The organism is Salmonella sp. SAL03688 (genome assembly GCF_046551895.1).
In the GTDB taxonomy this organism is placed as follows: Bacteria; Pseudomonadota; Gammaproteobacteria; order Enterobacterales; family Enterobacteriaceae; genus Salmonella; species Salmonella enterica.
In genome coordinates this window covers 196,490-221,983 of sequence record NZ_JBGDVI010000004.1, presented here as the reverse complement: position 1 = coordinate 221,983, position 25,494 = coordinate 196,490, and the positions used below count along the sequence as shown (strand labels likewise).

Here is a 25,494-nt window from a genome sequence, read left to right as displayed (position 1 = left end):
GGCCTACGGGTGCCCCTCTCTTACTCTTCGCTGTCGCCATGACTTACGCGATGCGGTGAATCAATCTCAATGCGATCGATACGCTGCAGGCCGCGCATTAATGTGCCACGGCGCCCGCGTTCGCCGACCACCTTTTGTAACTCTTCAGGGCGCAGTTTGATTTTGCGCTTCCCGACATGGATAGTCAGAGTGCTTTGTGGCGGCAGCACGTACAGGTGCGCCAGTCCATCATCGCCTTTCGCCGCTTCCGCAGAGGGGATATTAATGATCTTATTCCCTTTGCCTTTCGACAGCTGCGGCAGAGAGTCTACCGGGAACATCAACATCCGTCCGGCCTGGGTAATCGCCAGCAGCATATCGTGCTCGTCTTCAATCACTAGCGGCGGCATGACGTGCGCATTTTCCGGCAGTGTAATCAACGCCTTACCGGCACGGTTACGGGCAACCAGATCGTTAAACGTACAAACGAAGCCATAGCCCGCATCCGACGCCATCAGCAGTTTCTGGTCATCGCCTTCCATCAGCATATGCTCTACGGTCGCCCCCGGCGGCAGCGTGAGTTTGCCGGTCAGCGGCTCGCCCTGCCCACGCGCCGAGGGAAGCGTAATGGGATCAATAGCATAGCTGCGCCCGGTGGTATCAATAAACACCACCGGTTGATTACTCTTACCTTTCACCGCGGCTTTAAAGCTGTCGCCCGCTTTATAGTTAAGCCCCGGCGCATCAATATCATGACCTTTGGCGCTGCGCACCCAGCCCATCTGCGACAGCACGATAGTCACCGGTTCGGACGGCAGCATGTCGTGTTCGCTCATCGCTTTAGCTTCTTCGCGCTCACGCAGCGGAGAACGGCGATCGTCGCCATAGGCATCGGAATCTGCCTGTAGCTCTTTTTTCAGCAAGGTATTCATTTTGCGTTCAGACGCGAGAATGCCCTGCAACTGGTCCCTCTCTTTTTCCAGCTCGTCCTGCTCGCCGCGAATTTTCATCTCTTCCAGTTTGGCGAGATGGCGCAGTTTCAGTTCGAGAATCGCTTCCGCCTGGGTTTCGCTGATGCCGAAACGCGACATCAGCGCGGGTTTCGGCTCATCCTCGTTACGGATAATCTCAATCACTTCGTCGATGTTGAGAAACGCCACCAGCAAACCTTCGAGGATATGCAGGCGCTTAAGCACTTTCTCCAGACGATAGTTCAGACGACGGCGTACCGTGTCGCGGCGGAACGCCAGCCACTCGGTGAGGATCTCCAGCAGGTTTTTCACCGCCGGACGACCATCCAGACCGATCATGTTCAGGTTAATACGGTAGCTTTTTTCCAGATCGGTGGTGGCGAACAGATGGTTCATCACCTGTTCCATATCCACACGGTTGGAGCGTGGCACAATCACTAAACGCGTCGGGTTTTCGTGATCCGATTCATCGCGCAGATCGTCCACCATCGGCAGTTTTTTATTACGCATCTGCGCAGCAATCTGCTCCAGCACTTTCGCGCCAGACACCTGATGCGGCAGCGCGGTGATCACCACGGCGCCGTCTTCTTTGGTCCATACCGCGCGCATACGCACGGAGCCACGCCCGTTTTCGTAAATTTTACGAATTTCCGCACGTGGGGTAATGATCTCCGCTTCGGTCGGGTAATCCGGCCCCTGGACGATATCCAGCAACTGATCCAGCGTCGTTTTCGGCTGTTCAATCAGCGTAATCGCCGCTTTCGCCACTTCGCGCAGGTTGTGCGGCGGGATATCTGTTGCCATGCCCACCGCTATACCGGTGGTGCCATTCAGCAGGATGTTCGGCAGACGCGCCGGTAACATTTTCGGTTCCTGCATCGTGCCGTCGAAGTTTGGCACCCAGTCCGCCGTCCCCTGACCGAGTTCGCTTAACAGCAGCTCGGCATATTTGGACAGGCGAGATTCGGTATAACGCATTGCCGCGAATGACTTCGGATCATCCGGCGCGCCCCAGTTTCCCTGGCCATCGACCAGCGGGTAACGGTAAGAGAACGGCTGCGCCATCAGCACCATGGCTTCATAGCAGGCGCTGTCGCCGTGCGGATGATACTTACCCAGTACGTCACCGACGGTACGGGCGGATTTTTTAAATTTAGCGCTGGCGTTCAGCCCCAGCTCTGACATCGCATAGACGATGCGGCGCTGTACCGGCTTCAGGCCGTCGCCAATAAACGGCAACGCACGATCCATGATCACGTACATGGAGTAGTTTAAGTAGGCGTTTTCCGTAAATTCATGTAGCGCAAGGCGCTCTGCCATATCGCTCATTAACAGGGGATCCTCAATCTGCATGCTGACCGTTCGGACGGCAATATTGCCGCAGATAATACCCTATCTCACGGTCTGAGTCACAAACCGTGAGACAGGTTGCGAGGAAGTTAACGAAGCGGCAGATAGATATCCGTCAGCAGCTCATGTTCCGCCACCTCATGGACGAAATTCAGGTACTGGAAGAAGACCGGAAAATCGCGCAGCGTCTCGCCGCTGGTCGGTAGCCATTCGCGGAATAAATACCACACGCTCTCCGGGAGGCTGTCGAGCGATCCCTGATGGCGTACCACCGCGCAGCGCCCGCCAGGAATCTCGCTATTCACCACGCCAACGTCATTTTCGGCTATCGGCTGGTGGACGCTGCCGCAGATATCAAAGCGGAATTGATCCGGCGGCGTCGTCTGCGGGTCGTGCCAGGCAATACCAAAAGTTTGACTGCTGGCAATCGGCGACTGCCCCGTTTCGCGCCGCCATGCAATAAATTTCGCCGCGCTGGCGTTGACCTTATCCGGATGCCCCAGATGCGTCAGCATCGCGACGCGGGTAGGTGGAAATTCAACGATTTTTACGTCCATGACATGCTGCTCCTGTAACGCAAGTTTAGGAACGCGTTGGTGCCAGGCCAGCCAGTCCGGCGATTGCCGAAACCGGCGCGGGCTTTGACCAAACGCGGTTTTGAAAGCACGTGTGAACGACTCCGGATTCTGAAATCCGGCATCCAGCGCGATATCGATAACTTTATCTTGCGGATTAAACGCCAGCCGCCATGACGCCCGGCGCAAACGCAGCCACTGGATATAGCGATAGAGCGGAAGCCCGCTCCAGACGGTAAACTGCCGGTGAAAATGAAACGGCGAGCTGTGCGCCATCCGGCTTAACGCCTCAAGCGACAGAGGCTCATCCAGATGACGCTCAATGTGGTCGCAAACGCGCCGCAGACGTTCGGAATAAGCCGCGCTGATCAGGTCATTCATCACTGCCTCCTTGTGGCCTATTCTGCCCACCGGGCGGCTGTGAATCCTGACCGATCTTGCGCAATGTGGGATTACGGATTCACTTTACGAATCTGTTTTACGTCGATTTCGACAGAGTTCCAGTCTTTATCCACTTCGCCCTGAATTTCAACGGTATCCTGCGGGGTTACGGTCAGGCCGTTCCAGCGCTTGTGGTCAATATCCACATTGATAGTACCGGTCGCATCTTTAAACACATACAGGTCGTCGGAAATGCGCTCGACGATATTCCCGCGCAGCGTTACCCACGCATCGTCACGCAGCGATTTAGCGCTCTCTACCGTCGTGCTGCTGCCGTTCGGGCCGACAAATCCGCCGCCTTGCGTTTGCGTCGCCGACGGGCCGGAGAAACCGCCCTGCTGAGCCGCCAGAACCGGGGTAGAACACAGTGCCATAACGGCAACGATTGCAGCTAATTTTTTCATGATTACTTTTCCCTTTCATGTCGTTTCAGATCCATTTAATAAGGTAATCCTTAACAACTTCTTAAGGCAAAAAAAGAATCTTTTTTTCTGTACATCGCCTGCGGCGACAAGGTTAACTGACGGTAACGCGAGTTACCGCAAGGAAGAACAGATGCGAATTTTACTGGTAGAAGATGACACACTTATTGGCGATGGCATAAAAGCGGGTCTGAGTAAAATGGGTTTCAGCGTCGACTGGTTTACCGAGGGACGCCCGGGCAAAGAGGCGCTTTACAGCGCGCCTTATGATGCGGTTATTTTAGATTTGACGCTGCCAGGCATGGACGGACGGGATATTTTGCGCGAATGGCGCGAAAAGGGTAAACAGGAACCGGTACTGATCCTGACGGCGCGCGACGCGTTAGCAGAGCGCGTCGAGGGGCTACGTCTGGGCGCCGATGACTATTTATGTAAACCTTTCGCGCTCATTGAGGTCGCCGCCCGTCTGGAGGCGCTGGTACGCCGCGCCAGCGGTCAGGCCAGTAGCGAATTGCGCCACGGCCAGGTGACGCTCAATCCAGGCAATCTCGTCGCGACGCTTGCCGGCGAACCGCTGGCCCTAAAACCAAAAGAGTTCGCGTTGCTGGAACTCTTACTGCGCAACAAAGGTCGCGTGCTGCCACGCAAGCTTATTGAAGAGAAGCTGTATAACTGGGATGACGACGTGTCCAGCAATGCAGTGGAAGTCCATGTTCATCATTTACGCCGCAAGCTCGGCAGCGAATTTATTCGCACCGTACACGGCATCGGCTACACCCTGGGTGACGCATGAAATTGACGCAACGTCTCAGCCTGCGCGTCAGGCTGACGCTTATTTTCCTGATTCTGGTCTCCATCACCTGGGCAATTTCCAGTTTTGTGGCCTGGAGAAAGACGACGGATAATGTCGACGAGCTGTTTGACACACAGTTGATGTTGTTCGCCAGACGGCTTAGCACCCTCGATCTTAACGAGATCAACGCCCCGCAGCGCATGGCGCATACGCCAAAGAAATTAAAACATGGGCATATCGATGACGATGCGCTGGCGTTCGCCATCTTTTCCGCTGACGGCAAAATGTTGCTGCATGATGGCGACAACGGCCAGGATATTCCGTATCGCTATCGCCGGGAAGGTTTCGACAATGGCTATCTGAAGGATGACAACGACCTCTGGCGTTTTTTGTGGTTGAACTCGGCGGACGGCAAGTATCGTATCGTCGTCGGTCAGGAGTGGGATTACCGCGAAGATATGGCGCTGGCGATCGTGGCGGCGCAATTAACGCCGTGGCTGATCGCCCTTCCCTTCATGCTACTGATTTTATTACTCCTGCTTCACCGCGAGCTCAGACCGTTGAAAAAACTGGCGCAGGCGCTGCGCTTCCGGTCGCCGGAATCGGAAACGCCGCTCGACGCCAAAGGCGTACCGAGCGAGGTTCGCCCACTGGTCGAAGCGCTTAATCAACTTTTTAGCCGCATCCACTCCATGATGGTGCGCGAACGGCGATTTACCTCCGACGCCGCCCATGAATTGCGCAGCCCGCTGGCCGCGCTGAAAGTACAAACCGAGGTGGCGCAGCTCTCGGGCGACGATCCGCTATCGCGTGATAAAGCGCTGACCCAGCTCCATGCGGGGATCGATCGCGCCACGCGGCTGGTCGATCAGCTACTGACATTATCGCGTCTCGACTCGCTCAATAATTTGCAGGATGTGGCGGAGATTTCGCTGGAAGAGCTGCTGCAGTCCGCGGTAATGGATATTTATCATCCGGCGCAGCAGGCGAATATCGACGTGCGTTTACAGCTTAACGCCCATGACGTCATACGTACCGGCCAGCCGCTACTCTTAAGCCTGTTAGTGCGTAACCTGCTGGATAATGCGATTCGCTACAGTCCGCAGGGCAGCGTCGTCGACGTTACCTTACATGCCCGCAGCTTCACCGTCAGAGATAATGGCCCCGGCGTAGCGCCAGAGATTCTGACGCATATCGGCGAGCGTTTTTACCGCCCGCCAGGCCAAAGTGTGACCGGCAGCGGTCTGGGATTATCAATCGTCCGTCGCATCGCTACGCTGCACGGCATGACGGTGTCGTTTGGCAACGCCGCGGAAGGTGGATTTGAGGCCGTAGTAAGTTGGTAACAGAGATTTTTGCCAAAAACGCAAAAGACTTTGCACATTTTGCTAATTTCACCGCACCGCCCGTGAGCGTAGAATCAGCAGCAAACGCATTTCTTGAGGACACAAAATGAGTAACATCCTGATTATCAACGGGGCGAAAAAATTCGCGCACTCCAACGGCCAGTTAAATGACACCCTGACCGAAGTTGCCGATGGGCTTCTGCGCGATCTGGGTCATCAGGTTAAGATCGTCCGCGCCGACAGCGACTATGACATTAAAGAAGAGGTGCAGAATTTCGTCTGGGCTGACGTGGTGATTTGGCAGATGCCAGGCTGGTGGATGGGCGCGCCATGGACAGTAAAAAAATATATGGATGATGTCTTTACCGAAGGTCACGGCACGCTCTATGCCAGCGATGGCCGCACGCGTTCCGATGCCGCTAAAAAGTACGGTTCCGGCGGTCTGGTGCAGGGGAAAAAATATATGCTGTCACTGACGTGGAACGCGCCGATGGAAGCATTTACCGAAAAAGATCAGTTTTTCCACGGCGTAGGCGTAGATGGCGTCTATCTGCCATTCCATAAAGCCAACCAGTTCCTGGGCATGGACGCGCTGCCAACGTTTATTGCCAACGACGTGATTAAAATGCCGGATGTTCCGCGCTATACCGCAGAATATCGCAAGCATCTGAGCGAAATTTTTGCTTAACTGGTCATCCTGGAATTAGAAGGAGTTAACCATGCTTACCGTCATTGCCGAAATTCGCACGCGTCCGGGCCAACATCACCGTCAGGCCGTCCTCGACCAGTTTGCGAAAATTATTCCAACCGTTCTTAAAGAAGAGGGGTGCCACGGTTACGCACCGATGGTGGATCATGCCGCGGGCGTGAGTTTTCAGACTCTGGCGCCTGACTCGATCGTGATGATTGAGCAGTGGGAAAGCGTTGCGCACCTTGAGGCGCATCTGCAAACCCCGCATATGAAAGCCTATAGCGACGCGGTAAAAGACGATGTGCTGGAAATGAATATTCGTATTCTGGAATCCGGCGTTTAAGTTATTACCCTCGTCTGACGTCTCCCTGATGCGATGCGCAAGTGTCGCCATCAGGCTGCGGCGTCATGTCGAATTCGCTTATCCGGCCTGCGGCGCGCAGACCGGATAAAGCGTGCAACAACCGTTACACGTCGAGATCCGCGAGATCGCCTTTTTCCTGTAGCCAGTTGCGTCGATCTTCAGAACGTTTCTTCGCCAGCAGCATATCCATCATCGCGTTAGTACGCTGATCGTCTTCATCGCTAATGGTGAGCTGCACCAGGCGGCGAGTATTTGGATCAAGCGTGGTTTCGCGTAACTGCATCGGGTTCATTTCACCCAGGCCTTTGAAACGCTGTACGTTCGGCTTGCCTTTCTTACGCTTCAGTTGTTCCAGTACGCCTGCCTTCTCTTCTTCCGTCAGCGCGTAATAGACCTCTTTACCCAAATCGATACGGTATAGCGGCGGCAGCGCGACGTAGACATGACCATTCTTCACCAGCGCGCGGAAATGTCTGACAAACAGCGCGCAAAGCAGCGTAGCGATATGCAAACCATCGGAGTCCGCATCCGCCAGGATACAGATCTTGCCGTAGCGCAGCTGACTCAGATCGTCGCTGTCCGGATCGATACCGATCGCCACGGAAATATCATGCACCTCTTGCGAGGCCAGCACTTCATCGGAAGAGACCTCCCAGGTGTTAAGGATCTTACCTTTGAGCGGCATGATCGCCTGATATTCGCGATCGCGCGCCTGCTTGGCGGAACCGCCCGCCGAATCCCCTTCCACAAGGAACAGCTCGGTCCGATTAAGATCCTGCGCGGTACAGTCCGCCAGTTTCCCCGGCAACGCCGGACCGCTGGTGAGCTTTTTGCGCACCACTTTTTTTGCGGCGCGCAGTCGCCGCTGCGCGCTGGCAATCGCCATCTCTGCCAGTTGTTCCGCCGCCTGCACGTTCTGGTTCAGCCACAGGCTGAAAGCATCTTTCACCACGCCGGAAACAAATGCCGCACATTGACGCGACGACAGACGCTCTTTAGTCTGCCCGGCAAATTGCGGGTCCTGCATTTTCACGGAGAGCACATAAGCGCAGCGATCCCAGATATCTTCCGCCGACAGTTTGACGCCGCGCGGCAGAATATTGCGGTATTCGCAAAATTCGCGCATCGCGTCGAGCAGACCCTGGCGCAGACCGTTGACGTGCGTCCCCCCCTGCATGGTCGGGATCAGGTTGACGTAGCTTTCCGTCAGTAATTCGCCGCCTTCCGGCAGCCACAATAGCGCCCAGTCAACCGCTTCCGTTTCACCGTTAAAATTACCGATAAACGGCTTTTCCGGCAGCGTCGGCAGGCCGTTTACCGCTTCGCCCAGATAGTCGTTCAGGCCATCCTGGTAGCACCAGCGCTGCTCGCTGTTATTCACTTCATCTTTAAAAGTGATTTCCACGCCGGGACACAGCACCGCTTTTGCTTTCAGAACGTGCATTAAGCGAGAGACAGAAAAACGCGGGCTGTCGAAGAAACTTTCGTCCGGCCAGAAATGCACGCTGGTGCCAGTATTACGTTTACCGCAGGTGCCGACAACCTGCAAATCCTGCACTTTTTCGCCGTTTTCAAACGCGATGTTATAGACCTGACCGTCGCGGCGCACGGTCACTTCCACGCGCTTTGACAGGGCATTCACTACCGAAATCCCCACCCCATGCAGACCACCAGAGAACTGATAGTTCTTATTGGAGAATTTACCGCCGGCATGAAGTCGACAGAGGATCAGTTCTACCGCCGGAACCCCCTCTTCCGGATGGATATCCACCGGCATCCCGCGTCCGTCGTCAATCACTTCCAGCGATTGATCGGCATGTAAAATGACATCCACGCGTTTGGCGTGACCTGCCAGTGCTTCATCCACACTATTATCAATCACTTCCTGACCCAAATGGTTGGGGCGGGTCGTATCGGTGTACATCCCCGGGCGGCGGCGTACCGGCTCAAGCCCAGTGAGTACCTCAATGGCATCAGCGTTATAAGTTTGCGTCATGGTTTAATTAGCAATTCGAATTGATTGTCAGCAACTGTGCAGTCCAAGAAAATCGACAATCTGGTTGAAATAATCTTCGAAGCCCGTGAATGCGTGATTACCACCCTCGGTCACTGTCTGACGGCAGGAGGCGTAATATGCCACCGCCTGGCGGTAATCCAGCACTTCATCGCCCGTCTGTTGCAGTAGCCAGATCAGGTCCGGCGCTTCCAGCGGGTCAATCTGCATGACTTTAAGATCATAAATATGGCGAGACTCTAGCACATATTGCTGCCCGGTGTAGGGGTTCTCGTTCTGACCGAGATAGTCGGTCAGTAATTCAAAGGGCCGCACGGCGGGATTCACCACCACAGCCGGCAGCATAAAACATTGCGACAGCCAGGTGGCGTAATAACCACCCAGCGACGATCCTACCAGCCCTAATGGCGCACCGCCATGCTCAAGCACGAGAGATTCCAGCAACTCCGCCGCATCGGCAGGATACGGCGGTAGTTGAGGGACGATCATCTCAACATGCGGATGACGCTCCGCCAGCCAGTTTTTTAGCTGGCACGCTTTTGCCGAGCGAGGGGAACTGTTGAATCCGTGCAAATAGAGAAGCGTAGACATCAGTATCCTTCCGAAGCGGTATCGGGTCGGAACCGGGTATCCTGCAGGCGATGCACTTCCGTCTCCAGGACGCCGTTCGCCCGGAGCTCCAGCGTACGCCAGCCCGGCGCGATAGTATCCAGCGTAAAGTTCGCGCAGTGCGGTTTGAACTGTACGCAGGTTGACGGCGACGCCAGCAGACGGCGACCGTTCCAGTCAAGATCCAGCTCCTGGTGAATATGTCCGCATAACAGATATTTTACACGCGGGAAATTCGCCAGCACGCTATCCAGCTCACCGGCATTACGCAAGCTGTGCTGATCCAACCAACTGCACCCTGCCGGCAACGGATGGTGGTGCAACAGGAGCAATGTCTGTCTCTCTGGCGCATCGGCGAGCTTACGCTCAAGCCATTCCAGTTGGAACTCGCTCAGTTCGCCATGCGGGACGCCAAACACCTGGCTATCCAGCAACAAAATCTGCCATTGTTCACCGATTAACACGCGTTTAGCCGGGGAAATCCCCGCCTCTTGCAGCGCGCTGTACATTGCCGGCTGAAAATCATGATTGCCCGGTAGCCAAACGCAAGGCGCGCGAAAGCTTGCGATACCCTCAGCAAAATGCTGATAAGCCGCAGCGGATTGATCCTGCGCCAGATCGCCGGTGGCCACGATCAGATCATATTCATACTGTTGCGCCCGAATAGCCTCCAGCACGGCCTGGTAACTTTCCCAGGTATTGACGCCTAACAGCGTTTCATGCTTTTCGGCAAACAGGTGAGTATCTGTAATTTGTAAAATCCTGACTCGGGCCTCACCAGCCAGAGGTAGGGTTAACAGGCTTTCCAAATGGTGTCCTTAGGTTTCACGACGCTAATAAACCGGAATCGCCATCGCTCCATGTGCTAAACAGAATCGTAGCCAGTCGGCCAGAAACTGATTAATTTGATGCTTTTCGTCGCGTTGATGCAACTTTTTATTTGGATAATCATACCGCGCTTTGAAGCGAAAGATCTGCTGGCTTGAACACACTTCAGCCACCATCGCATCATGGTAGAGGCGCACCGTCAGCGACGGCAGGCTCCAGTAGGTGATGGCTGGCGCCGTTTGCTCGATCGTTACAAGCGTAGTGTATCGGGTCGATTCCACAATCGTTAACCGATATTGTACGTTGCCCACCTGATAGCTCACCGTTTCACCGGGGGCGTCATTGCGCGGCAGCAGGCGGCGCAATCGCGAAAAATTGGTTTCGCACAAACGCATCATTTCTGGGAAGTCAGGTGTATAACGCTTCATTTTTTCCACTCGTTTTTTAACTCTTGATGATGCAACTGAAGCCATTGCAAAGCGATGACTGCGGCTGCGTTGTCGATTTTCCCCTCTTCTACCCACTGGTATGCCTGTTCCCGGCTTACCACATGAACCCGAATATCTTCGTTTTCATCCGCCAGACCATGAATACCTGCCGCGGTCGTGGCGTCCACTTCACCCACCAGAATAGATGAGCGCTCGCTGGTTCCTCCTGGGCTCGCCAGGTAACTGATGACCGGTCGGGTGCGGCCTACGGTCAGCCCCGCTTCTTCCATCGCCTCCCGCCGGGCGACCGCCTCAATGGTTTCGCCTTCTTCTATCATGCCGGCGACCATCTCCAGCAGCCACGGCGTAACGCTTGTGTCATACGCGGCAATACGAATCTGTTCGACCAGCACCACCTCGTCACGTTCAGGGTCAAAGGGTAGCAAGACGGCGGCGTGCCCGCGCTCAAAAATTTCGCGCTTTACCTCGCCACTCATTTCTCCGTTGAATAAACGATGGCGGAATCGATACACATCCAATGAAAAAAAACCGCGATAGCGCGTTTCCCGTGCAATAATTTCTACATCGCTTTTGGTGAAAGTAACTGGCAAGTTGTCTGATTTACGCATTGTGCTGCCCTGCTAGCAATAATGATTAAATGATGAATTTCAAGGGTGGTTGACTGCTGTTTTATCACCCTTGTGGTAAATTGGTGCCAATTAAGGCTCGTATGGCACGTAACGCCAACTTTTTGCAGTGGCGGATTCTGCTAGAATCAGCAATTATTTTTACAAATTGATCAGCGCTAAATACTGCTTCACAACAAGGAATGCAAATGAAGAAATTGCTCCCCATCCTTATCGGCCTGAGCCTGTCGGGGTTCAGCACACTAAGCCAGGCAGAGAACCTGATGCAAGTTTATCAGCAAGCACGCCTGAGCAACCCGGAATTGCGTAAATCCGCTGCCGATCGCGATGCTGCATTCGAAAAAATTAACGAAGCGCGTAGTCCTTTACTGCCGCAACTGGGTTTAGGTGCCGACTACACCTACAGCAACGGTTATCGCGATGCGAACGGTATCAACTCCAATGAAACCAGCGCTTCTCTGCAATTAACGCAGACGCTATTTGATATGTCGAAATGGCGTGGGCTCACCCTGCAAGAAAAAGCAGCAGGCATTCAGGATGTCACCTATCAGACCGATCAGCAGACGCTGATCCTCAATACCGCGAACGCGTATTTTAAGGTATTGAACGCTATTGATGTGCTTTCCTATACCCAGGCGCAAAAAGAGGCTATCTACCGTCAGTTAGATCAAACGACGCAACGTTTTAACGTGGGTCTGGTCGCCATTACCGACGTGCAAAACGCCCGTGCGCAATATGATACCGTACTGGCGAATGAAGTGACCGCCCGCAACAACCTGGATAACGCGGTAGAAGAGCTGCGCCAGGTGACCGGCAATTATTACCCGGAGCTGGCGTCGCTTAACGTCGAGCATTTTAAAACCGACAAACCTAAAGCTGTTAATGCGCTGCTGAAGGAAGCGGAAAACCGTAACCTGTCGCTGTTGCAGGCGCGTTTAAGTCAGGATCTGGCGCGCGAGCAAATCCGTCAGGCGCAGGATGGTCATCTGCCGACGCTGAATTTAACGGCCTCAACCGGCATTTCTGATACCTCTTATAGCGGTTCTAAAACCAACTCCGCTCAGTACGACGATAGCAACATGGGGCAGAATAAAATCGGCCTGAACTTCTCCCTGCCGCTGTATCAAGGCGGGATGGTTAACTCGCAGGTAAAACAGGCGCAGTATAACTTCGTCGGCGCAAGCGAACAGCTGGAAAGCGCGCACCGTAGCGTGGTGCAGACCGTACGTTCTTCCTTTAACAATATTAACGCCTCCATCAGCAGCATCAACGCGTATAAACAGGCAGTCGTTTCCGCGCAAAGTTCTTTGGATGCAATGGAAGCCGGTTACTCGGTCGGTACACGTACCATTGTTGACGTACTGGATGCCACCACCACTCTGTATGATGCCAAGCAGCAACTGGCCAACGCGCGTTATACCTATTTGATTAATCAGTTAAATATCAAATATGCGCTCGGTACGCTGAACGAGCAGGATCTGCTCGCGCTTAACAGTACGTTGGGTAAACCTATCCCGACGTCGCCGGAAAGCGTAGCGCCGGAAACGCCAGATCAGGATGCTGCCGCAGACGGTTATAATGCCCATAGCGCCGCGCCGGCAGTACAGCCGACCGCCGCTCGCGCCAACAGCAATAACGGCAATCCATTCCGGCATTGATAAGTTATTCGCTGGCGCTGCGTTTATCAGACCTGTGCCCTTGTAGGTCTGGTAAGCGCGGCGCTACCTGTCATAAAGCCGCGCCTGAACGTAAGACAACGTAAAGATCCTGCTATTCCGCCGCATTCTCGCCTTTTCTCGCTTCAATTTCGACCAGTCATCCTCTATTCTGAACGCATGTTGTATTTACCACTGGGTCCTGGAAGACAAATATGAAACGGACAAAATCCATCCATCACGCATCATTTCGCAAAAGCTGGAGCGCGCGGCATTTAACGCCGGTCGCCCTGGCGGTTACGGCTGTTTTTATGCTGGCTGGCTGTGAAAAAAGCGATGAAACCGTATCGCTGTATCAAAACGCTGATGACTGTTCAGCGGCGAATCCGGGCAAAAGCGCGGAGTGTACAACCGCGTATAACAATGCGCTGAAAGAGGCCGAACGTACTGCGCCTAAGTACGCTACACGCGAAGATTGCGTCGCTGAGTTTGGCGAAGGCCAGTGCCAGCAAGCACCTGCACAGGCTGGCATGGCACCGGAAAATCAGGCGCAGGCCCAACAATCCAGCGGCAGTTTCTGGATGCCGCTTATGGCAGGTTACATGATGGGGCGTCTGATGGGCGGCGGCGCAGGCTTTGCGCAACAGCCGCTGTTTAGCTCGAAAAACCCGGCCAGCCCTGCATACGGCAAATATACCGATGCGGCAGGTAAAAACTACGGCGCGGCGCAACCGGGCCGGACAATGACCGTACCGAAAACCGCGATGGCGCCGAAACCTGCCACCACAACAACCGTTACCCGCGGCGGTTTTGGCGAATCCGTCGCCAAACAGAGCACCATGCAGCGTAGCGCTGCCGGTACTTCAACACGTTCGATGGGCGGCTGATACGCATGGAAAGAGTCAGTATTACCGAGCGCCCGGACTGGCGCGATAAAGCGACTGAATACGGGTTTAATTTTCACACTATGTATGGTGAACCGTACTGGTGTGAAGACGCTTATTACAAGTTAACGCTCGCCCAGGTGGAAAAACTGGAAGACGTTACCGCCGAGCTGCACCAGATGTGCCTCAAGGTAGTAGAACGCGTCATCGCCAGCGATGAGCTGATGACGAAGTTTCGTATTCCAAAACATACCTGGGGTTTTGTTCGCCAGTCCTGGCAAACGCAACAACCGTCGCTCTATTCCCGCCTCGATCTGGCCTGGGACGGTATCGGCGAGCCTAAGCTGCTCGAAAATAATGCCGACACGCCAACGTCGCTGTATGAAGCGGCGTTTTTTCAGTGGATTTGGCTGGAAGATCAGATCAACGCGAGCAATCTGCCGGAAGGCAGCGATCAGTTTAATAGCCTGCAGGAAAAGCTGATTGAACGCTTTGCTGAACTTCGCGAGCAGTACGGTTTTCAGTTGCTGCATCTCACCTGCTGTCGCGATACGGTTGAGGATCGCGGCACCATTCAGTATTTACAGGATTGCGCGGCCGAAGCGGAAATCGCCACCGAATTTCTCTATATCGACGATATTGGTCTGGGGGAAAAAGGCCAATTTACGGATCTGCAGGATCAGGTCATTGCGAACCTGTTCAAGCTCTATCCGTGGGAATTTATGCTGCGCGAGATGTTTTCCACCAAGCTGGAAGATGCCGGCGTGCGCTGGCTGGAACCGGCATGGAAAAGCATTATCTCCAATAAAGCGTTGTTGCCGCTGTTGTGGGAGATGTTCCCTGACCATCCGAATCTGTTGCCTGCGTATTTCGCCGAAGACGAACATCCGCCAATGGATAAATATGTCGTGAAACCGATCTTCTCCCGCGAAGGGGCGAACGTATCGATTATTGAGAACGGTAAAACGATCGAATCCGTGGAAGGCCCGTATGGCGAAGAGGGTATGATCGTGCAACAGTTCTATCCACTGCCAAAATTCGGCGACAGTTACACCCTGATTGGTAGCTGGCTGATTAACGATCAACCCGCCGGAATTGGTATCCGTGAAGATCGGGCGCTGATCACCCAGGATCTCTCCCGCTTCTATCCGCATATTTTTGTCGAAGGATAGATTCTCCTGTAAGCCCGATGCGCGTAGCGCCATCGGGCAATCATTCAGCGCCTTATCCGGCTACCCCACCTGCACCGACAACATACTTATACTGCCCATCTCAATACCGTCGACCGGGATGGTGATAGGCTCCTTGCCGTCCCAGGCGCCAAGTACATACAGCAAAGGTAAAAAGTGCTCCGGCGTCGGGTTCGATAAGGCCCCCCTTCATGTTGCAGATAATTCACCAGCGGGTGCTGTTCTACCGGCCCCTGCCACGTCAGATTGGCTTTCACAAAGTCATTAAATGACGCCGCCCAGGGATACGGTATATTGTCACCGTGCCAACGCACAGTCCGCAGGTTATGAACCACATTCCCGCTGGCCACCAGCATCACGCCTTCGTCACGCAGCGTCGCCAGCTTACGGCCCACCTCAAAATGCCATGCCGCCGGTTTGGTACTATCAACACTAAGCTGCACCATCGGGATATCCGCATTCGGGTACATCTTGATCAATACGCCCCAGGAGCCGTGATCAAATCCCCACGCCTCTTTATCGAGCGCGACGGGAACGGGAGCCAACAGTTCAACCAGACGCTGCGCCAGCGCAGGCGATCCAGGGGCCGGATAATGCGTGTCATACAGCGCCTGCGGAAAACCGCCAAAATCATGGAGAGTTTGCGGCCTTTCCATCGCTGTGACGCCAGTCCCGCGGGTATACCAGTGCGCCGACACCACCACTATCGCCTGTGGTCGCGGTAGGGCTTCCCCCAATCGCCGCCAGGCGCGGGTATAATCGTTATCGTCCAGCACGTTCATCGGGCTGCCATGCCCCAAAAACAATGCTGGCATACACGTTAAAGACATGATGTTATCCTTACAGGAAAGACATTTTGTTAACATCACCATACGCTTTCTTCACAGAGGAAGAACTCAGATAACTATGATGAAGATCATCAGTTATTTTGAAGGTCAGGTTCGGACGGCAAATTGATAAGGAGTAATGGATGTCAGTACCACTTATTCTGACCTTACTGGCGGGCGCCGCCACCTTTATTGGCGCGTTTCTTGGCGTTCTCGGCCAAAAACCGTCTAACCGCGTGCTGGCTTTTTCGCTGGGCTTCGCCGCAGGGATCATGCTGCTCATCTCGCTGATGGAGATGCTGCCCGCCGCGCTTGATACCGAGGGAATGTCGCCCGTACTGGGCTACGGGATGTTTATTATCGGCCTGTTGGGCTACTTCGGGCTGGACCGCCTGCTTCCTCACGCTCATCCGCAGGATCTGGTGCAAAAAAGGCAGCAGCCGCTTCCCGGCTCGATAAAACGCACTGCGATTTTATTGACGCTCGGCATTAGCCTGCACAACTTTCCGGAAGGGATCGCCACCTTTGTCACTGCCAGCAGCAATCTTGAACTGGGTTTCGGCATCGCACTGGCGGTGGCGTTGCACAATATTCCTGAAGGTCTGGCGGTTGCCGGTCCGGTTTATGCCGCGACGGGCTCAAAACGTACCGCGATTTTTTGGGCCGGTATCTCCGGCATGGCGGAAATTCTTGGCGGCGTGCTGGCGTGGCTGATTTTGGGCAGTCTGGTTTCGCCAATCGTTATGGCGGCTATCATGGCGGCAGTCGCCGGTATTATGGTGGCGCTCTCCGTCGATGAACTGATGCCGCTGGCAAAAGAGATCGATCCTAACAATAACCCCAGCTATGGCGTGCTTTGCGGTATGTCCATCATGGGGCTCAGTCTCGTCATTTTGCAGACTATAGGTATCGGTTAAGAGAAACGTCGCGCCGGATGCAGGCCTTTAGCCAGGCAACATCCGGCTGCCCGTCAAGGATATGCGCTATTTCTGCTCATTCATCACGCTGTCGCCTTCGCTCGTCTGGCGAAAACGTTTCGTTCGCGCTTCAAGTAATGCATCTCTGTCCTGCCGAAACGCTCTGCAATAACGCTTCATATGGCAAATATACCCTACTACCACCAGAACGATTAATATTATCCAATACCAGGCAATAAACATCCTTTTTACCCTTAAAATTTAACATCACTAAACATTTAACGTTAAAATTTTACATACCCTTATTTTGACGTATTCATATACTGGCATATTTGTGGAACAAATAAATGATTTTGATCATATAAATCAGTGGTGAAACACAATAATGAAAGAGGTATTAAGCAGAAAACAATGTCGATAAGATCACACTTCGTACTAATTTATATTGTTCTTAAAATATCACACTCCTACTATCGACTCACTCAGGCAATTAAAAAATATTGATACAGAATATACTTTAAAATAAGTAATAGCATTATAACTTATATTTAAAGACCAATCATTTACCTCATTTATCATTCATAAAAACATAGTATATTCAGAAGTATTATATTTAGAAGTTGTATATAAGGAGATATATCCATGTTTGACCAATACCGGAAAACAATACTTGCCGGTGCCGTCGCACTGACATGCGGACTCACCGCAGCCAGTACGTTTGCCGCAGGTTTTCAACCGGCGCAGCCCGCAGGGAAATTAGGCGCAGTCGTTGTCGATCCTTACGGTAATGCCCCTCTCACCGCACTGGTGGAATTAGATAGCCATGTTATTTCAGACGTTAAAGTTACTGTACATGGCAAAGGGGAAAAAGGCGTTCCTGTTACTTATACCGTTGGGAAAGAGTCTTTAGAAACCTATGACGGTATTCCTATTTTTGGCCTTTATCAGAAATTTGCCAACAACGTCACGGTAGAATATAAAGAAAACGGCAAAGCCATGAAGGATGACTATGTGGTGCAGACGTCCGCCATCGTCAACCATTATATGGATAACCGTTCTATTTCAGATCTCCAGCAAACGAAAGTTATTAAAGTCGCGCCAGGATTTGAAGATCGCCTTTATCTGGTAAATACCCATACCTTTACGCCGCAGGGCGCTGAATTTCACTGGCACGGCGAAAAAGATAAAAATGCGGGCATTCTTGATGCCGGTCCGGCGGGCGGTGCTTTGCCTTTCGATATCGCCCCTTATACGTTTGTGGTCGACACCCAGGGTGAATACCGCTGGTGGCTGGATCAAGATACCTTCTATGACGGCCACGATATGAATATCAACAAACGCGGCTATCTGATGGGTATTCGTGAAACGCCTCGCGGCACCTTTACCGCGGTGCAGGGCCAACACTGGTACGAGTTTGACATGATGGGGCAAATTCTTGCCGATCATAAACTGCCGCGCGGGTTCCTGGATGCGTCTCATGAATCCATCGAAACCGTGAACGGCACCGTACTGCTGCGCGTCGGCAAACGCGATTACCGCAAAGAAGACGGCATACATGTTCATACTATTCGTGACCAAATCATTGAGGTCGATAAGTCTGGCCGCGTAGTAGACGTTTGGGATTTAACCAAAATCCTCGACCCTATGCGTGATGCGCTGCTCGGCGCGCTGGATGCGTGAACGTCGATCTGGCCCATGCCGGACAGCAGGCGAAACTCGAACCGGATACGCCGTATGGCGATGCGCTTGGCGTTGGTGCCGGTCGTAACTGGGCGCACGTCAACTCTATCGCTTATGACGCGAAAGACGACTCCATCATCCTTTCTTCCCGCCATCAGGGTATTGTAAAAATTGGTCGCGATAAGCAGGTGAAATGGATACTGGCACCGTCTAAAGGCTGGAATAAGCAGCTAGCCAGTAAATTGCTGAAACCGGTAGACGATCATGGTAAGCCGTTGACCTGTGACGAAAACGGCAAGTGTAAGGACACCGATTTCGATTTCACCTATACCCAACATACGGCATGGCTTTCCAGCAAAGGCACGTTAACGGTCTTTGATAACGGCGATGGTCGCGGCCTGGAGCAACCGGCTCTACCGACCATGAAATATTCCCGTTTTGTCGAATATAAGATCGATGAGAAGAAAGGCACCGTACAACAAGTTTGGGAATACGGTAAAGAACGTGGATATGATTTCTATAGTCCTATTACCTCGGTTGTTGAATATCAAAAAGACCGCGATACCATGTTCGGCTTTGGCGGTTCTATTAACCTGTTCGACGTTGGTAAACCAACAGTCGGCAAACTGAATGAGATTGACTATAAAACGAAAGAAGTGAAAGTTGAAATTGATGTGCTGTCGGATAAGCCCAACCAGACTCACTATCGTGCGTTACTGGTTCATCCAACGCAAATGTTTAAATAAATCACGGGAAGGAATTAATATGTCATCTAAATGGATTACCTCTTTATTTAAAAGCGTAGTATTAACCGCGGCATTGGTCACTCCTTTTGCGGCATCGGCTTTTACCGAGGGCACAGATTATATGGTTCTGGAGAAACCGATTCCTAATGCAGATAAAACGCTGATTAAGGTATTTAGCTACGCCTGCCCTTTCTGCTACAAATATGACAAAGCCGTAACAGGTCCGGTTTCTGACAAAGTAGCCGATCTCGTTACGTTCACCCCGTTCCACCTGGAAACAAAAGGCGAATATGGCAAACAGGCCAGCGAAGTATTTGCAGTCCTGATCGCCAAAGATAAAGCTGCCGGGATTTCGTTATTTGATGCTAAATCACAATTCAAAAAAGCGAAGTTCGCCTGGTATACGGCTTACCATGATAAGAAAGAGCGCTGGTCAGATGGGAAAGATCCGGCGGCATTTATTAAAACCGGGCTGGACGCCGCAGGCATGAGCCAGGCTGATTTTGAAGCGGCGCTGAAAGATCCTGCCGTTCAGGAGACGCTGGAAAAATGGAAAGCCGCCTATGACGTTGCCAAAATTCAGGGTGTTCCGGCTTACGTCGTCAACGGCAAGTACCTTATCTATACCAAAAACATCAAATCCATCGATTCTATGGCTGAACTCGTTCGGGAACTGGCCACTAAAAAATAAGCAGGGAAACGATTATGGATTTTATTAAGGGATTATGGCGAGACCTACGCGCAAGACCAGTAGATACGCTGGTGAGATGGCAGGAACAGCGCTTTCTGTGGCTGTTAATGGCCATCGCGATGGGAGGGTTAATTATCCTGGCGCACTCGTTCTTCCAAATCTATCTCTACATGGCGCCGTGCGAACAGTGTGTTTACATTCGTTACGCGATGTTTGTGATGGTAATTGGCGGGGTGATTGCGGCGATAAATCCCAAAAATATCGTGCTGAAGCTGATTGGCTGCATCGCGGCGTTTTATGGCAGCATTATGGGCATTAAGTTTTCTATTAAGCTTAATGGTATCCATCATGCGGTACATAATGCGGACCCCGATTCACTTTTTGGCGTGCAAGGATGTTCGACTGACCCGACCTTTCCTTTCAACTTACCGTTGGCGGAATGGGCACCGGAGTGGTTTAAACCTACCGGAGACTGCGGTTATGACGCGCCTATCGTCCCTGATGGCGTAACGCTCAGTAGCGTACAGCAGTGGTTTGTCGATCTCTACCAGCAGTCCGAAGGCTGGTATCTGCTTCCGCCCTGGCACTTTATGAACATGGCGCAGGCATGTATGTTGGCCTTTGGGTTGTGCCTGATTCTGCTGCTGGTGATGAGCGGCGCCTGGGCATTGAAACTGGCCAGAGGCAAATAACCTGAATAGATAAACCAAAGCAGAGGTCTGCATTCAGGCCTCTGCTTTTCTCACAATAATTTTACCATTCAGCTTATTCGTCGTTCTTTGAAACTGAACAATATGGCACCGAAGGAATACAAAAAAGCCGATGACATCTCATCGGCTTTTTTCAACCATGATCCGTTCGATCAGCTGGCTTTGCGCTCATGCGCCTGGCGGTAAGCCACCAGATCTTCAATCGTGACTACCGCCATATTATGCTGGCCTGCAAACGCGATACACTCCGGCGCGCGCGCCATCGTCCCATCGTCGTTAGTCAACTCGCACAGTACACCTGCAGGTTTAAAACCGGCCAGCGTCATCAGATCGATGGTCGCCTCCGTATGACCGCCGCGCGTCAGCACGCCGCCCGCCTGAGCGCGCAGTGGGAAAACGTGCCCCGGACGGTTAAGATCGGACGGTTTTGCGCCATCCTTAATTGCCGCGCGCACCGTAGTGACACGGTCAGCGGCGGAAACGCCGGTGGTCACGCCTTCTGCGGCTTCAATGGTCACGGTAAAACCGGTGCCGTAGGCGCTGGTGTTGTTTTCCACCATCATTGGTAAGTCGAGCTGCTTACGACGGTCTTCAGTAATACACAGGCAAACAATACCGCTACCGTGACGAATGGTTAACGCCATCTGTTCTACGGTCATCGTCTCTGCGGGGAAAATCATATCGCCTTCGTTTTCACGATCTTCATCATCAAGCACCATCACACCGCGTCCTTCACGCAGCGCATCCAGTGCAAGTTCAACACGTTCAAAAGGCGTACCAAAAGAGGAAAGTAGCGTCTGATTCATGGTAAAAAAACCTCATTAACATTATGGTTACCAGAATCAGGGCAGTCTTAGGAGTGCCGACAAGCGGCAAAAAAATAACGTGAGCGGGTCCATGCCCGACTGGATCGTTACCCTCTCCCATCCGGACTTTAACCGTCGGCCCCGGAATTACACCGGATCTGCTGACCTTTTCGCTATGGCAAAAAGCGCTCGCGGGCTTTCAACCTGCTCTCCGCGTTCCTTCACGGCGCGCCGTGATGAGAAATGCGTTAAACATCGCTGATTTACCGCCGGTGGGGAATTTCGCCCCGCCCTGAGAATAAGCGGGTTAACTATAACGCTATTGATTACCTTCATCAACGCCTTTACTCCGTATGACGTCACACAATTCTGGTTTATGGCGTCCACATATCGCACTACAATAAGAGCTAACACTTACCAGTTCAGGGAAACCACAATGATTGACCCGAAAAAAATTGAGCAAATCGCACGCCAGGTTCATGAGTCAATGCCGAAAGGTATTCGCGAGTTCGGGGAAGATATCGAGAAAAAAATCCGTCAAACGCTGCAATCTCAGCTGACGCGTCTCGATCTGGTGAGCCGCGAAGAGTTTGATGTCCAGACTCAGGTCTTGCTGCGCACCCGGGAAAAACTGGCGCTGCTGGAGCAACGCCTCAGCGAACTGGAAGCTCGCGACAAGCCTGAAGAAGTAAAACCTGCGCCCGCCATCCCGCCAGTCGATCCACAAGAGTAAAAACGTGAACGGGCCTGACGGCCCGCTCATATAAGATCTGAATAATGCCCTGCACCTGTAAAGGGAGCCTGCATTAGTGTTCTAATTCTAACCTTTTCGCCTGAGTCGCCTGCTGGCAGTAAAGCGCGTAACGCTTGCAAAACCAGTCGCGGTGCTCCTCGTCCATATTGCCGGTTACCGCCTGGATATCAACAGGACGCCCCTCCGCCTGCATTCTGGCAAAACTGCGCGCCAGAAAATCGAAATTATTTAATGAATAGACGTTATTGTTGTTCATCAGCATACCCTCCAGTTATTGAATTCTGTTAAGGCTATATGCTTTTTCTAATTTCAGTATTTCCCTATATGTACGGCGGTTTTATACATAACGTGCGCAAATTTAATGCGCAAAATCACAATATTCACCAAAGATAACGACGGATAAATCGCTTTTCGGACTTAAGGAGATATGGGTCACATGATATTGTAACGCAATGAAATAACAAGCATGAAAATTATCACGCGAACACCCTTCTGAAGGCGGCGACAAGGATAGAAAATATGACCTTATTTGCGGAGTATAACAGCCCCTATCTGTTTGCCATCGCGTTCGTTTTCTTTATCGGCGTGCTGGAGATGATTTCGCTGATTTTTGGCCACTTTCTTTCAGGCGCGCTCGACGCCCATCTCGATCATTATGACGCCCTGTCATCCGGCCCTGCGGGCCAGGCGCTTCATTATCTGAATATTGGACGCGTTCCCGCCCTGGTCGTCCTCTGTCTATTGGCCGGTTATTTCGGCCTCTTCGGCATTCTCATCCAGCATGGCGGGATCATGCTCTGGCAAGCGCCGCTCAGCAATCTGCTGCTGGTCCCGTTGAGCATTGTCCTGTCGGTCTTTGCCGTGCATTACAGCGGAAAAATCCTCGCGCCCTGGCTACCCAGAGATGAAAGCTCCGCCCTCCGGGAAGAGGAATTTATCGGCGGCATGGCGATTATTACCGGCCACGCCGCCGTCGCCGGTACACCTTGCGAAGGAAAATTTACCGATAAGTTCGGCCAGATTCACTATTTACTGCTGGAACCCGAAAAGGGAAAAGAATTTAAAAAAGGAGACAAGGTGCTGATTGTCTGCCGACTTTCCGCAACGCGTTATTTGGCTGAGCGTACCTTCTATGTCTAATTGAGAGGAACTTACATAATGGATGATGTTTTTGGCATATTGCCATCATGGATGTTTACCGCCATCGTTGCGGTTATCGTCTTACTAATTATCGGGATCATTTTTGCTCGCCTCTATCGCCGCGCATCTGCGGAACAGGCGTTTGTCCGTACCGGGCTTGGCGGGCAAAAAGTGGTGATGAGCGGCGGCGCTATTGTGATGCCAATCTTTCACGAAATTATTCCGATCAATATGAATACCCTAAAACTTGAAGTCAGCCGTGCTACCGTCGACAGCCTGATCACCAAAGATCGTATGCGCGTTGACGTGGTCGTCGCTTTCTTCGTGCGTGTAAAACCCTCTGTTGAAGGTATTGCCACCGCCGCACAAACGCTTGGCCAGCGAACGCTGTCACCGGAAGATCTGCGTATGCTGGTTGAGGATAAATTCGTTGACGCCTTACGCGCTACCGCAGCCCAGATGACGATGCATGAGCTACAGGATACGCGTGAAAACTTCGTTCAGGGCGTACAAAACACCGTTGCGGAAGATTTGTCGAAAAACGGCCTGGAGCTGGAAAGCGTCTCATTAACCAACTTTAACCAAACGTCCAAAGAGCATTTCAATCCAAACAATGCCTTTGATGCCGAAGGTCTGACGAAACTGACGCAGGAAACCGAACGCCGCCGTCGTGAACGTAATGAAGTGGAACAGGATGTGGAAGTGGCGGTGCGCGAAAAGAACCGCGACGCGCTTGAGCGCAAGCTGGAAATCGAGCAACAAGAAGCCTTTATGACTCTGGAGCAGGAGCAACAAGTTAAAACCCGCACCGCCGAACAAAACGCTAAAATTGCCGCTTTTGAGGCCGAGCGCCATCGTGAAGCAGAACAGACGCGCATTCTTGCTGAGCGGCAGATCCAGGAGACGGAGATCGAACGTGAGCAAGCAGTACGGTCCAGGAAAGTTGAGGCCGAGCGTGAAGTACGTATTAAAGAGATCGAACAGCAACAGGTGACAGAAATCGCCAACCAGACGAAATCTATCGCCATTGCCGCCAAATCCGAGCAGCAATCACAAGCAGAAGCGCGCGCCAACGACGCGCTGGCCGATGCGGTTCGCGCCCAGCAAAACGTAGAAACCACCCGCCAGACCGCCGAAGCGGATCGCGCCAAGCAGGTCGCTCTGATCGCCGCGGCGCAGGATGCGGAAACCAAAGCGGTCGAACTGACCGTTCGGGCAAAAGCAGAGAAAGAAGCGGCAGAATTGCAAGCCGCCGCCATCATCGAACTGGCGGAAGCAACGCGTAAAAAAGGTCTGGCGGAAGCCGAAGCGCAACGGGCGCTGAATGACGCTATCAACGTGCTTTCTGACGAACAAACCAGCCTCAAATTTAAACTAGCGCTCTTACAATCGTTGCCTGCTGTTATTGAGAAGTCTGTTGAACCGATGAAATCCATCGACGGCATTAAGATTATTCAGGTCGATGGCCTCAATCGCGGCGCGACGGCGGGCGACGTCGCCGCTGGCGGCGCTAACGGGGGAAACCTGGCGGAACAAGCGTTATCTGCCGCGCTCACCTATCGTACCCAGGCACCGCTGATCGATTCGCTGTTAAACGAGATTGGCATCGCTGGCGGCTCGCTAAAGGCGCTGACCACGCCGTTGGTTTCATCGGCAACGGATGAGATTAATCGCGAAGCAACGATAAAAGAGCAATAACCCCCCGCCATATCTCCTGTCCCTGGTCATAAGACCGGGGATTTTTTTATCTTTTTTCCACCTTGTCTGTACAAAGCGTTATGACCAGCAGGCCATTTTGCGTGGGCGATCCAGTAACGCAAAATCGGCGGGAGAAAGCCCTTGCGCCAGACAGGCCACTCACCAACAATCGCGATGTCAGCAAGGGGCTGAAACGGGAAAGCCCCTCCCGAGGAAGGGGCTTTAATAAGGAAAGGGTTATGATGCACCAGGTCATCATACTGATTGTTCTGTTACTGATAAGTTTCCCAGCTTACTAACAGCCAATCAGAGGGGGGAGAGATCCCCTCTCACCCTTA

At 52.7% G+C, this 25,494-nt stretch carries 25 protein-coding genes, 2 pseudogenes and 1 riboswitch; of the genes and pseudogenes, 15 read left to right on the top strand and 12 right to left on the bottom strand.

Features of this window, described 5'->3' with window-relative positions:
* Positions 1–20: 20 nt before the first annotated feature.
* From parC to ACLJR2_RS06065, 3 genes are all read right to left on the bottom strand, one after another.
* Positions 21–2,279 carry a DNA topoisomerase IV subunit A gene (gene parC / locus ACLJR2_RS06075; RefSeq protein WP_001281861.1) on the bottom strand — a complete coding sequence of 753 codons (2,259 nt, stop codon included), beginning with the start codon at positions 2,277–2,279 and terminating at the stop codon, positions 21–23.
* 110 nt (positions 2,280–2,389) lie between these two features.
* The gene (locus ACLJR2_RS06070; RefSeq protein ID WP_000998805.1) at positions 2,390–3,256 is read right to left on the bottom strand and encodes a GyrI-like domain-containing protein; all 867 of its coding nucleotides are present in this window, start codon (positions 3,254–3,256) and stop codon (positions 2,390–2,392) included.
* A 71-nt stretch (positions 3,257–3,327) separates the two neighbouring features.
* On the bottom strand, positions 3,328–3,720 hold the full coding sequence (locus ACLJR2_RS06065) for a YgiW/YdeI family stress tolerance OB fold protein (RefSeq protein WP_000731552.1): 393 nt from the start codon (positions 3,718–3,720) through the stop codon (positions 3,328–3,330).
* A gap of 151 nt (positions 3,721–3,871) precedes the next feature.
* Between ACLJR2_RS06065 and qseB the strand changes: the two genes are divergently transcribed.
* The 4 genes from qseB to ACLJR2_RS06045 all read left to right on the top strand — a co-directional run bounded on the left by qseB (position 3,872) and on the right by ACLJR2_RS06045 (position 6,911).
* The gene (gene qseB, locus ACLJR2_RS06060) at positions 3,872–4,531 is read left to right on the top strand and encodes a quorum sensing response regulator transcription factor QseB (protein ID WP_001221574.1); all 660 of its coding nucleotides are present in this window, start codon (positions 3,872–3,874) and stop codon (positions 4,529–4,531) included.
* The gene (gene qseC / locus ACLJR2_RS06055; RefSeq protein ID WP_000779328.1) at positions 4,528–5,877 is read left to right on the top strand and encodes a quorum sensing histidine kinase QseC; all 1,350 of its coding nucleotides are present in this window, start codon (positions 4,528–4,530) and stop codon (positions 5,875–5,877) included. Before qseB ends, qseC begins: the two co-directional genes overlap by 4 nt.
* Before the next feature lie 106 nt (positions 5,878–5,983).
* The gene (locus ACLJR2_RS06050; protein ID WP_000065416.1) at positions 5,984–6,565 is read left to right on the top strand and encodes an NAD(P)H-dependent oxidoreductase; all 582 of its coding nucleotides are present in this window, start codon (positions 5,984–5,986) and stop codon (positions 6,563–6,565) included.
* A 31-nt stretch (positions 6,566–6,596) separates the two neighbouring features.
* Positions 6,597–6,911: a putative quinol monooxygenase gene (locus tag ACLJR2_RS06045; RefSeq protein ID WP_000958587.1), complete on the top strand. Its 315-nt coding sequence runs from the start codon at positions 6,597–6,599 to the stop codon at positions 6,909–6,911.
* Between the two features lie 124 nt (positions 6,912–7,035).
* Here the strand turns inward: ACLJR2_RS06045 and parE are convergent, their stop codons facing one another.
* The 5 genes from parE to nudF are packed head-to-tail and all read right to left on the bottom strand — an operon-like array spanning position 7,036 to position 11,440.
* A complete protein-coding gene (parE, locus tag ACLJR2_RS06040) occupies positions 7,036–8,928 on the bottom strand; it encodes a DNA topoisomerase IV subunit B (RefSeq protein WP_000195318.1) in 1,893 nt (630 codons plus the stop codon).
* 27 nt (positions 8,929–8,955) lie between these two features.
* Positions 8,956–9,537, bottom strand: a complete 582-nt coding sequence (yqiA, locus tag ACLJR2_RS06035) for an esterase YqiA (RefSeq protein WP_000105725.1) — start codon at positions 9,535–9,537, stop codon at positions 8,956–8,958.
* Entirely contained in the window at positions 9,537–10,364 is an 828-nt protein-coding gene (gene cpdA / locus ACLJR2_RS06030; RefSeq protein WP_000444735.1) for a 3',5'-cyclic-AMP phosphodiesterase, read from the bottom strand. Before cpdA ends, yqiA begins: the two co-directional genes overlap by 1 nt.
* A 24-nt stretch (positions 10,365–10,388) precedes the next feature.
* The gene (locus tag ACLJR2_RS06025; RefSeq protein ID WP_000833408.1) at positions 10,389–10,811 is read right to left on the bottom strand and encodes a DUF1249 family protein; all 423 of its coding nucleotides are present in this window, start codon (positions 10,809–10,811) and stop codon (positions 10,389–10,391) included.
* A complete protein-coding gene (gene nudF / locus ACLJR2_RS06020; protein WP_001231950.1) occupies positions 10,808–11,440 on the bottom strand; it encodes an ADP-ribose diphosphatase in 633 nt (210 codons plus the stop codon). Before nudF ends, ACLJR2_RS06025 begins: the two co-directional genes overlap by 4 nt.
* A 200-nt stretch (positions 11,441–11,640) precedes the next feature.
* Between nudF and tolC the strand changes: the two genes are divergently transcribed.
* From tolC to ACLJR2_RS06005, 3 genes are all read left to right on the top strand, one after another.
* Positions 11,641–13,116, top strand: coding sequence for an outer membrane channel protein TolC (tolC, locus tag ACLJR2_RS06015; RefSeq protein WP_015899378.1), 1,476 nt, complete (start codon positions 11,641–11,643; stop codon positions 13,114–13,116).
* Positions 13,117–13,328: 212 nt separating this feature from the next.
* Positions 13,329–14,000 (top strand): DUF1190 family protein, encoded by a 672-nt coding sequence (locus ACLJR2_RS06010; protein ID WP_000831528.1) that lies wholly within the window; start codon positions 13,329–13,331, stop codon positions 13,998–14,000.
* Positions 14,001–14,005: 5 nt separating this feature from the next.
* Positions 14,006–15,169, top strand: a complete 1,164-nt coding sequence (locus ACLJR2_RS06005) for a glutathionylspermidine synthase family protein (protein ID WP_000442838.1) — start codon at positions 14,006–14,008, stop codon at positions 15,167–15,169.
* 60 nt (positions 15,170–15,229) lie between these two features.
* Here ACLJR2_RS06005 and ygiD read toward each other — a convergent pair.
* Positions 15,230–16,017 (bottom strand): annotated as a pseudogene (gene ygiD, locus ACLJR2_RS06000) (4,5-DOPA dioxygenase extradiol).
* A 140-nt stretch (positions 16,018–16,157) separates the two neighbouring features.
* Between ygiD and zupT the strand changes: the two are divergent.
* On the top strand, positions 16,158–16,931 hold the full coding sequence (gene zupT / locus ACLJR2_RS05995; protein WP_000115874.1) for a zinc transporter ZupT: 774 nt from the start codon (positions 16,158–16,160) through the stop codon (positions 16,929–16,931).
* Positions 16,932–16,997: 66 nt separating this feature from the next.
* Here zupT and ACLJR2_RS05990 read toward each other — a convergent pair whose 3' ends face one another.
* Positions 16,998–17,174 (bottom strand): hypothetical protein, encoded by a 177-nt coding sequence (locus tag ACLJR2_RS05990; protein WP_000469259.1) that lies wholly within the window; start codon positions 17,172–17,174, stop codon positions 16,998–17,000.
* 399 nt (positions 17,175–17,573) lie between these two features.
* Between ACLJR2_RS05990 and ACLJR2_RS05985 the strand changes: the two are divergent.
* The 3 genes and pseudogenes from ACLJR2_RS05985 to dsbI all read left to right on the top strand — a co-directional run bounded on the left by ACLJR2_RS05985 (position 17,574) and on the right by dsbI (position 20,740).
* Positions 17,574–19,357 (top strand): annotated as a pseudogene (locus ACLJR2_RS05985) (aryl-sulfate sulfotransferase).
* Between the two features lie 19 nt (positions 19,358–19,376).
* Positions 19,377–20,048, top strand: coding sequence for a thiol:disulfide interchange protein DsbA/DsbL (locus ACLJR2_RS05980; RefSeq protein WP_000096232.1), 672 nt, complete (start codon positions 19,377–19,379; stop codon positions 20,046–20,048).
* Between the two features lie 14 nt (positions 20,049–20,062).
* Entirely contained in the window at positions 20,063–20,740 is a 678-nt protein-coding gene (gene dsbI / locus ACLJR2_RS05975; RefSeq protein WP_000345576.1) for a protein-disulfide oxidoreductase DsbI, read from the top strand.
* Between the two features lie 170 nt (positions 20,741–20,910).
* Here the strand turns inward: dsbI and ribB are convergent, their stop codons facing one another.
* Complete coding sequence (gene ribB / locus ACLJR2_RS05970) at positions 20,911–21,564, bottom strand: 3,4-dihydroxy-2-butanone-4-phosphate synthase (RefSeq protein WP_001076978.1); 654 nt, start codon at positions 21,562–21,564, stop codon at positions 20,911–20,913.
* Positions 21,565–21,669: 105 nt separating this feature from the next.
* Positions 21,670–21,868, bottom strand: a riboswitch (FMN riboswitch).
* A 132-nt stretch (positions 21,869–22,000) separates the two neighbouring features.
* Between ribB and ubiK the strand changes: the two genes are divergently transcribed.
* The gene (ubiK, locus tag ACLJR2_RS05965) at positions 22,001–22,297 is read left to right on the top strand and encodes a ubiquinone biosynthesis accessory factor UbiK (RefSeq protein WP_000566824.1); all 297 of its coding nucleotides are present in this window, start codon (positions 22,001–22,003) and stop codon (positions 22,295–22,297) included.
* 73 nt (positions 22,298–22,370) lie between these two features.
* On the opposite strand, the gene glgS is transcribed toward ubiK, so the two are convergent.
* Entirely contained in the window at positions 22,371–22,580 is a 210-nt protein-coding gene (gene glgS, locus ACLJR2_RS05960) for a cell surface composition regulator GlgS (RefSeq protein WP_000928927.1), read from the bottom strand.
* A 257-nt stretch (positions 22,581–22,837) separates the two neighbouring features.
* Between glgS and ACLJR2_RS05955 the strand changes: the two genes are divergently transcribed.
* The 3 genes from ACLJR2_RS05955 to ACLJR2_RS05945 all read left to right on the top strand — a co-directional run bounded on the left by ACLJR2_RS05955 (position 22,838) and on the right by ACLJR2_RS05945 (position 25,455).
* Complete coding sequence (locus ACLJR2_RS05955; protein WP_000171739.1) at positions 22,838–23,458, top strand: OB-fold-containig protein; 621 nt, start codon at positions 22,838–22,840, stop codon at positions 23,456–23,458.
* Between the two features lie 18 nt (positions 23,459–23,476).
* Entirely contained in the window at positions 23,477–25,156 is a 1,680-nt protein-coding gene (locus ACLJR2_RS05950) for a flotillin family protein (RefSeq protein ID WP_000342878.1), read from the top strand.
* A gap of 239 nt (positions 25,157–25,395) precedes the next feature.
* A complete protein-coding gene (locus ACLJR2_RS05945) occupies positions 25,396–25,455 on the top strand; it encodes a type I toxin-antitoxin system Ibs family toxin (RefSeq protein ID WP_192936148.1) in 60 nt (19 codons plus the stop codon).
* Positions 25,456–25,494: the final 39 nt, after the last annotated feature.